Source organism: Agrobacterium sp. DE0009, assembly GCF_007680755.1.
Classification (GTDB): Bacteria; Pseudomonadota; Alphaproteobacteria; order Rhizobiales; family Rhizobiaceae; genus Agrobacterium; species Agrobacterium tumefaciens_B.
Map to the genome: position 1 here is coordinate 1 of NZ_VEIU01000017.1, position 7,182 is coordinate 7,182.

Here is a 7,182-nt window from a genome sequence, read left to right on the forward strand (position 1 = left end):
GTTGATCGGCCGTAAGACCGTTGATCTCGCGCTCAATATCGAACAGGCCGTCGATCCGTTTGACGGCTTCGAGCGCCGTAGGCGAGATCGGCGCGGCGTTCTTTCCACGCTTGGCATTTGCGGCAATGTCGGCGAGCACGAAGAACTTGCGCCGCGAGTGATGGTATGGACGCCCCCTTCCGCCGGAGCCAGCCGCAAGCGATGATGGAGGCAAATCAACCAGGAGGCTTATCATGGAAGCTCATGTCAGTGTTATTGGTCTCGATATCGCAAAGTCTGTTTTCCAGGTTCACGCCGTGCATTCTGTTGGCAAACCCATTATTTGGCGCACGCTCAAACGGGAGGAGGTAGAGACTTTCCTTCGCAAACTTCCACCTGCTCTCGTCGCGCTCGAAGCATGTCCAGGTTCGCATTTTTGGGCTCGGCTGCTTCGTGAGGTTGGCCATGACGTTCGCCTTCTACCGGCGCAATGTGTGCGGCCCTACGTCAAGACAAACAAAAAGCGACGCGGCTGATGCAGAAGCGATCTGCGAGGCCGTCACACGACCGACGATGCGCTTCGTGCCGATAAAGGAGGAGATACAACAGGAAGTTCTGGTTCTGCATCGGGTTAGGGAGATGCTGATTCGCCAACGGACACAGCTTATCAATTCGATCCGTGGCCACCTTGCCGAATTCGGCATCATTGCGCCCAATCGCGCTCACAACATCGGCCTTCTCACAAAACTTATCGAGGACGAAGAATTTGACGAACTGCCAGCCGTCGATCGCCACGCACTGCGCTATCTGGTCGAGCAACTCAGGGAGGTGAAGACGAAGCTCTTCCGCATCGATAGGGATCTTATGAAGATCGTAAAGGGAAGCGATGCCTGCCGAAGATCGATGACAATTCCTGGGGTTGGTGTGGTTCGGCGACAGCCTTGGTGTCGTCCATGAGAGAGCCGGCCGACTTCAAATCGGGTCGGCATTTTGCGGCTTGGCTTGGTCTTGTCCCGAGGCAACATCCCACGGGAGGTAAAGAGAGCCTCGGCGGCATTAGCAAGCGCGGAGACGGCCACCTTCGAAGGCTCTTGATCCATGGCAGCCGCTCAATTATGCGCTGGCGCGGTCGTTCCTGGACATGGCTTGCGGAGCTAAGGGACCGTCGCCCGGCCAACGTTGCGGTTGTCGCGGTTGCAAACAAGACAGCTCGTATTGTTTGGGCGTTGCTCAAGTTCGGCGGGACTTATGGGCACCCCGGTGACGGCGCGACAATAAGAGCCACGTGAGTTTCGGATTCGACCTGCTGGTCGAGTGGTTGCGAGGATAAACAGCAAGTGATGGCAAAGCCGCGCTAACCGGGGATCAGCAGAGCCCGTTGGGCGCATCGAACCTCGAGTTCGTGTCGAGTGATTGGGAGCTGGTTTGCGGATCTACCATCAAGGCCGGGGTCGCAGGGTGCGACACATTTAGAGGCCGAATAGATGACTGCAGCCGCAGGTATTGCCAAGGCAGCTATTTTTACACTTGCAAGGTCGGCGGCGTCCATAGATGTGCCCAACAAAACGCCTGCCTTAGAGGATTTGGATCGCGATCAACCTTTAACAGTGGATTGTAGCCGCCAATATGTTGTCGCGAACATATTACACGACTCGATCTGACCAAGCACAACTTTCATGCGCTCCATGGTGGATGCCGGGGCTCAAAGATCAAAACCGCGCTTCGGCGAAGCAAATTGATCGAGCTCATCCACTCGCGAAGGACATGATCGTCGCTCGCCCAATCTGTAGCTATCTGAAGCGAGGAGACGGTCGCACGTGCCTTACTTCAGAAGGAAGGGCCCTCAAAAGGGAGGCCATCTTGACAAAAGGCGAACTGTGGTAAATCAGGTCACATCATCCGAAAAAAAGGCTTAGCTTTTTCAACGCCCCGGAGGCCTGTCTACATGAAAACAACAAATCTAAAAGCTGACGGTGAGCGATTTCTTCCAGAGTTCAGCGGAATGATCGAGCTAGAACACTACCATCGGTACTTTATTGCGATGGATCTCGTTAAAGACAAAATTGTTCTCGATATCGCCAGCGGCGAGGGTTTCGGTTCCGAAATTCTGTCTAGGCAAGCTCGAAACGTTATAGGAGTGGACGTTTCTAAGGATGCTGTGGACCATGCGAATGAAAAATACGCAAGGGATACTTTGAAATACATATGTGGTAGCGCTACTTCAATACCTTTAGAGGACTCCTCAGTCGATGTTGTAGTATCTTTTGAGACTATCGAGCATCTGACAGATCATGCATCGATGATGGATGAAATTAGACGTGTTCTGATGCCCGGTGGACTGCTCATTATGTCCAGTCCCAATAAATTTGTCTATTCCGATGTGCCGAAATATAAAAATCCATTTCACCTTCGCGAATTATACACGTCAGACTTTATTACTTTGGTAACGCGTTACTTCAAGAATGCGCGTCACTTGGGGCAGCGGGTTGTCGCGGCTTCGATCATCGCCGGGGGCGCTCAAGAATCGGGGTTCAAAACTTACACGCCCGCGGGCTCATCTAATGGTGTCAATGCACAGATGTACGATGTGATTTTGGCATCAGATGGGACGCTACCAGATGTTGCAAATTCGCTTTACGAAGACCCTGATGGAATACTACAACCACAAAAGATCGAGGCGGCCCTCGCTGCCCATAAGCGCTTATCCGCCGAACTAGAGCAAGTTCGCAAAGATCTTGAGCAGGCCCGCGCCGAGATAGAGCAATTGCAGACCCGCGAGCGTGAGTTTGATATCGATGTCGCCGCCGAGAAAGCGGATTTGCAGTCACGTCTTGAGAAGCTTTCGCGTAAACATGCAGACGCAATCGAAAGACTACGGGTGCAACAAGCGGCTTTGGATACCATCGTTGAAGATGCGAACAGGATTGTGGAGGACAAATGGTGGCGGCGGACTCGCGCGCTTCGACGTTGGTCAAACTCGATCAGAAAGCTCAAGGGAAAACCTAAGAAGAAATGGCAAACAAAGTTTGACATCAATCACTATATAGGGGGGCCAGCGAGCGGCCATTCGTCAGTACCAGTTACGAGCTTAGCAATCGATCCGAACATTCCTGTCGTGGAGTATTCGACTGTAAATGAGGGATACGTCATCTATCATGAGCAACCAAAACTAGAAACTATACCAAAACTGATAGCCTTCTATTTGCCTCAATTTCATCCGTTCCCAGAAAATGACGCTTGGTGGGGAAAAGGTTTCACCGAGTGGACAAATGTGGGTAAAGCTAAGCCACTATTTCTCGGCCATCATCAACCCCATTGTCCGATCCATCTAGGTTACTATGACCTCAGGGTCCCTGAGGTTATGGAAGAACAAGCCCGTCTAGCGCGGTCTTACGGTGTGTCCGGATTTGCGTACTACTTCTATTGGTTCGCTGGAAAAGTACTAATGGAGACGCCCCTTCAAAAGATGTTGAGCAATCCAAGGGTAGACATTCCGTTTTGCATGATTTGGGCAAATGAAAACTGGACTCGCCGATGGGACGGACAAGAGAATGACGTTTTGATCGCTCAGAACCACTCTTTGGATGATTCTAAGGCGATGCTGGAGCATCTTCGGCCCTACTTGGAGGACGATCGTTACATTAAAATCGACGGAAAACCCTTATTTATTATCTATAGAGCCGCGATTATACCGGACATGGCTGAGACACTTGAAGCCTGGAGGAACCAAGCAAAAGAGTTTGGATTCCCGGGGCTGTATATTGTGTGTGCTCAAACCTTTGGGCACAGGGATCCTCGAGAATTTGGGTTTGATGCGGCGATGGAGTTTCCCCCGCACACCATTCTTACCGACGATATCGCGCATCAAAAAGAGGATTTGGATCTAGATTTTGGTGGAAATATTTTTGACTACGACTTGGCGGTTTCTAATGCTGTGAAGACGCCGGAAGTTGAGTACAAAGTGTTCCCCACGGCAACCTTATCGTGGGATAACACTGCTAGGAAAGGAAAACAGGCGACAATTTTCTCTAATTTCTCTTTGAAAAGATACAGTCAGTGGCTTTCTAGCAACGTCGAGCGTGTATCGAAAGACGTGAACTTGTCTCCTGATGAGAAGATAACTTTTGTTAACGCGTGGAACGAGTGGGCGGAGGGCACTCACCTGGAGCCAGATCAAAAACATGGTTTCGGTTACCTAGCGGCTACGCGGTCAGTTATGGAGAACTACGAAATATCTGGCGAAGCTTATCAAAGTCCTACGTATCCGAGCAGCGCGAATTCAAGGTTCGCCATTATTTCACATCTTCACTACGAGGAAGCATGGGATGATCTAGTCAAAGCGATTTCCTCTTTGACGGAATTCGCACCGGACGTTTACGTCACCGTGACCTCTCTACACTTGGCGCAGATTGTGCGGAGAGATTTGCCGGCTGCTGTGGTTGAGATCGTCGATAACAGGGGGCGGGATATAAGACCGTTCTTACACGTGTTTCGAAAAATTGAGGCGCTTGGATATTCGAGCGTCTGCAAAGTCCACGGAAAAATATCAGCATATCGAAACGATGGAGGCGAACTACGACGATCCGCGCTTCAGACGTTGCTAACAAGACAGTGCATGGAGAGAATTGATGTCGACGATAGCATAGGGCTCCTAGCTCCATCCGATGCCATAATCGAACATACGGACAAAAACATGTTCTGGGACCTCCAGCAAACTCAAAGCTTAAGTGAGGAACTCGACATTACCGCATGGCGCGGGACTTTCCCTGCTGGCTCAATGTTCTGGTTCAAACCACTGGCGTTGTCGCCGCTTCTCAGGATAGGAGAAAATAGGTTCGATGTAGAAAGAGGCTTAGCAGACGGAACTATCGCTCACGCTATTGAACGATTGTTTGCGTCTGTATGCGTCTCACAAGGATTTCGGGTAGAAGGTGTTTAGCCTGCTCCATCTCAACTTGCGGGCCTTCGATTCGATACCGAACGAAAGGAAACGCGAATCCGCGGCCCGCAACGTTGGCGATCAAAAATGAGATCGGGTCTAAATTTGATGCGGCAGGGTAAGGCGAAGATTGTGACTCATAAAAATATCTCGGTGTCTGCAATTGTATTTTTTATTCTTACGTACTTGTATGTAGTGTATGCGAGCTTCTCGCCGGCTCCGTATTTTGATAATTGGCGACTACTGCGGGACGAATCCAATTTTTATTCTCATTTTATCGTGCATAATGAGCATGTTATTAATTCGATTGCAGCGTTTTCTTATGTTGATAGTAATTTTTTCTTTGGTTTAGGCCTGCTTCAGCTTTTGGCAATCTTCTTTTTTCTACTCTCAGCGATTTTTCTCGTGTTCCTCGGCCTAGACGGTTTCGAAACGAATAGCCTCGAAAAAAGCCTTTTGTGTGCACCGATTTTACTAAGTGCCACTCAATTTACGAATATAACTTGGTCGTTCCAAGTTGGATTTCTAGGTAGCTTTGTGTCCGGATGCTGGGCCATTTACTTTCTTAATCGGTCGTCATTGTCGTCACGACCGTGGGTATGGCTCTTGGCATGTTGGTTATGCGCTATCTACGCCTCCTTTTCGCTTGCGTCTGGCGTCTTACTGCTGCCGATATTAGCAGTGATGGGGCTCCATCAAGACGTTGGAAGATACGCAAAAATAGGTTTCGGCACCGGGTACATCTTGCTTTTCGTTGCGATGATATTCGTCACTTCAGATGGATCGGGAGGCCCCCATAATTTAGCCGCGGCCCTTGTATTCGGGGCGACGGTTGTCGGCTCGTTCTTCGGATCAATAGTGAACTACCGATACCTAACCCACTTTGACTATGATCAAATTTCTGTCGCTATCTCGATTTTATTCGGATTAGTGATGGCAATTTGTGCCTTGATTGTTGTGGGTAAACTGATTGTGGATACCCTCTCAAGACGCGTGAGCAAAACAGAGATTTGGCCAATGTATTGTACGATTTGGCTAGGATTGAGCGCGGCGGCAATCGGTTGGGGCCGTTCAAGTCTACCTTTGTCCGAAGCTATTAGTTCCCGATATGTTACGATTTCTTGTATGTTGCTTTGTTTTATATATATTTCATCTTTGCGCGCGCCCATATTGGTTTGGCCGTCTCGTTGGGTCAGTTACTTATTTGTCGCGATATTCGGGCTGTCAGTTGTTGCGCAGTTTGATCGAATGGCTCAGGCCGAAATTGCGGGACGGCGGTTTGAGAGCGCTGAAAGCGCGCTTATTAACAAAACATTTGACGCACCTGATATAAATGCACTCTATCCCGCCACGATGAATGACTCAGCTCGCCAATTGACTCCTATAATGGAGGGGAAAGCCCTCTCAGTCTTTTCACAGCGCAGAAGTCGCCTAGCCAATACAAATCTATTTTCAGGTCAGTTTCGATATGAGGGAGACTGCAAGTCGGGTTCATATGCTATAACTACGCAGGAGGGATGGTATAAAGTATCAGGGGACCTGTTGCCAGAAACGAAGAGCAAAACGGTTGTCTCTACTGATGAAGCTGGAAAGGTTTTAGCTGTTGGTACTGTTAGGAAGCCGATGATTGGAATTTCCTCAGATGGGAGGGATGCTGGTTTTGTGCTCGTAGCAAGTCGCAGTCGCGATTTGTCGGCCGGGGCTATGAATATTATGGCTCTGGATTCAGTCAATCACGGAGTTTGTTTTGTAGCAACAGTAAGGTGGTGATTGCGGAAGTGATTGGGTAATCCTCCCCGCGAATAATGGGCTTCGAAAGTAGAATTTTCTCGGCAAGATGCTCGAGGAGATTTTGATGAAGAAGAGCCGATTTACCGAAGCCCAGATCATGGCTGTGTTGCGCCAAGCGGAAGGCGGTGTCCCCGTACCTGAGCTTTGCCGGGAGCACGGCATCAGCAGTGCCAGTTTTTACAAATGGCGGGCAAAAATATGGGGGCATGGATGCCTCTATGATGAGCCAGATGAAGGCTCTTGAGGACGAGAACCGCCGATTGATTCGGATGTATGCCGATTTGTGCATGCAGGCGGATCTGCTGAAGGAGGCTCTCGGAAAAAAATGAGGCGGCCATCTCAGCGCCGTAACCGCTGTTCCACCCCCACATTGCTTGCTGCCGCCTGATCTGTAATGTAAGCGGCAAGCTGAGGCCGTTCAGGCCTTGTAGCTCCACGGCATAAGGGTATGGATTTCGCTGCTAGGCCAGCCG

The 7,182-nt window shown here is 49.9% G+C and carries 2 protein-coding genes and 3 pseudogenes; 4 read left to right on the forward strand and 1 reads right to left on the reverse strand.

Features of this window, described 5'->3' with window-relative positions; genetic code table 11:
• Positions 1 to 235 (reverse strand): annotated as a pseudogene (locus FS804_RS24470) (hypothetical protein); the annotation flags it as partial.
• Between FS804_RS24470 and FS804_RS24475 the strand changes: the two are divergent.
• The 4 genes and pseudogenes from FS804_RS24475 to FS804_RS24490 form a co-directional block, all read left to right on the forward strand.
• Positions 234 to 1,268 (forward strand): annotated as a pseudogene (locus FS804_RS24475) (IS110 family transposase). The pseudogenes FS804_RS24470 and FS804_RS24475 sit on opposite strands and share 2 nt — an antisense overlap.
• 656 nt (positions 1,269 to 1,924) lie before the next feature.
• Positions 1,925 to 4,918 (forward strand): glycoside hydrolase family 99-like domain-containing protein, encoded by a 2,994-nt coding sequence (locus FS804_RS24480; protein WP_144579326.1) that lies wholly within the window; start codon positions 1,925 to 1,927, stop codon positions 4,916 to 4,918.
• 132 nt (positions 4,919 to 5,050) lie between these two features.
• Positions 5,051 to 6,688, forward strand: coding sequence for a hypothetical protein (locus tag FS804_RS24485; protein ID WP_144579327.1), 1,638 nt, complete (start codon positions 5,051 to 5,053; stop codon positions 6,686 to 6,688).
• A gap of 85 nt (positions 6,689 to 6,773) precedes the next feature.
• Positions 6,774 to 7,035, forward strand: a pseudogene (locus tag FS804_RS24490) (transposase); the annotation flags it as partial.
• Positions 7,036 to 7,182: the final 147 nt, after the last annotated feature.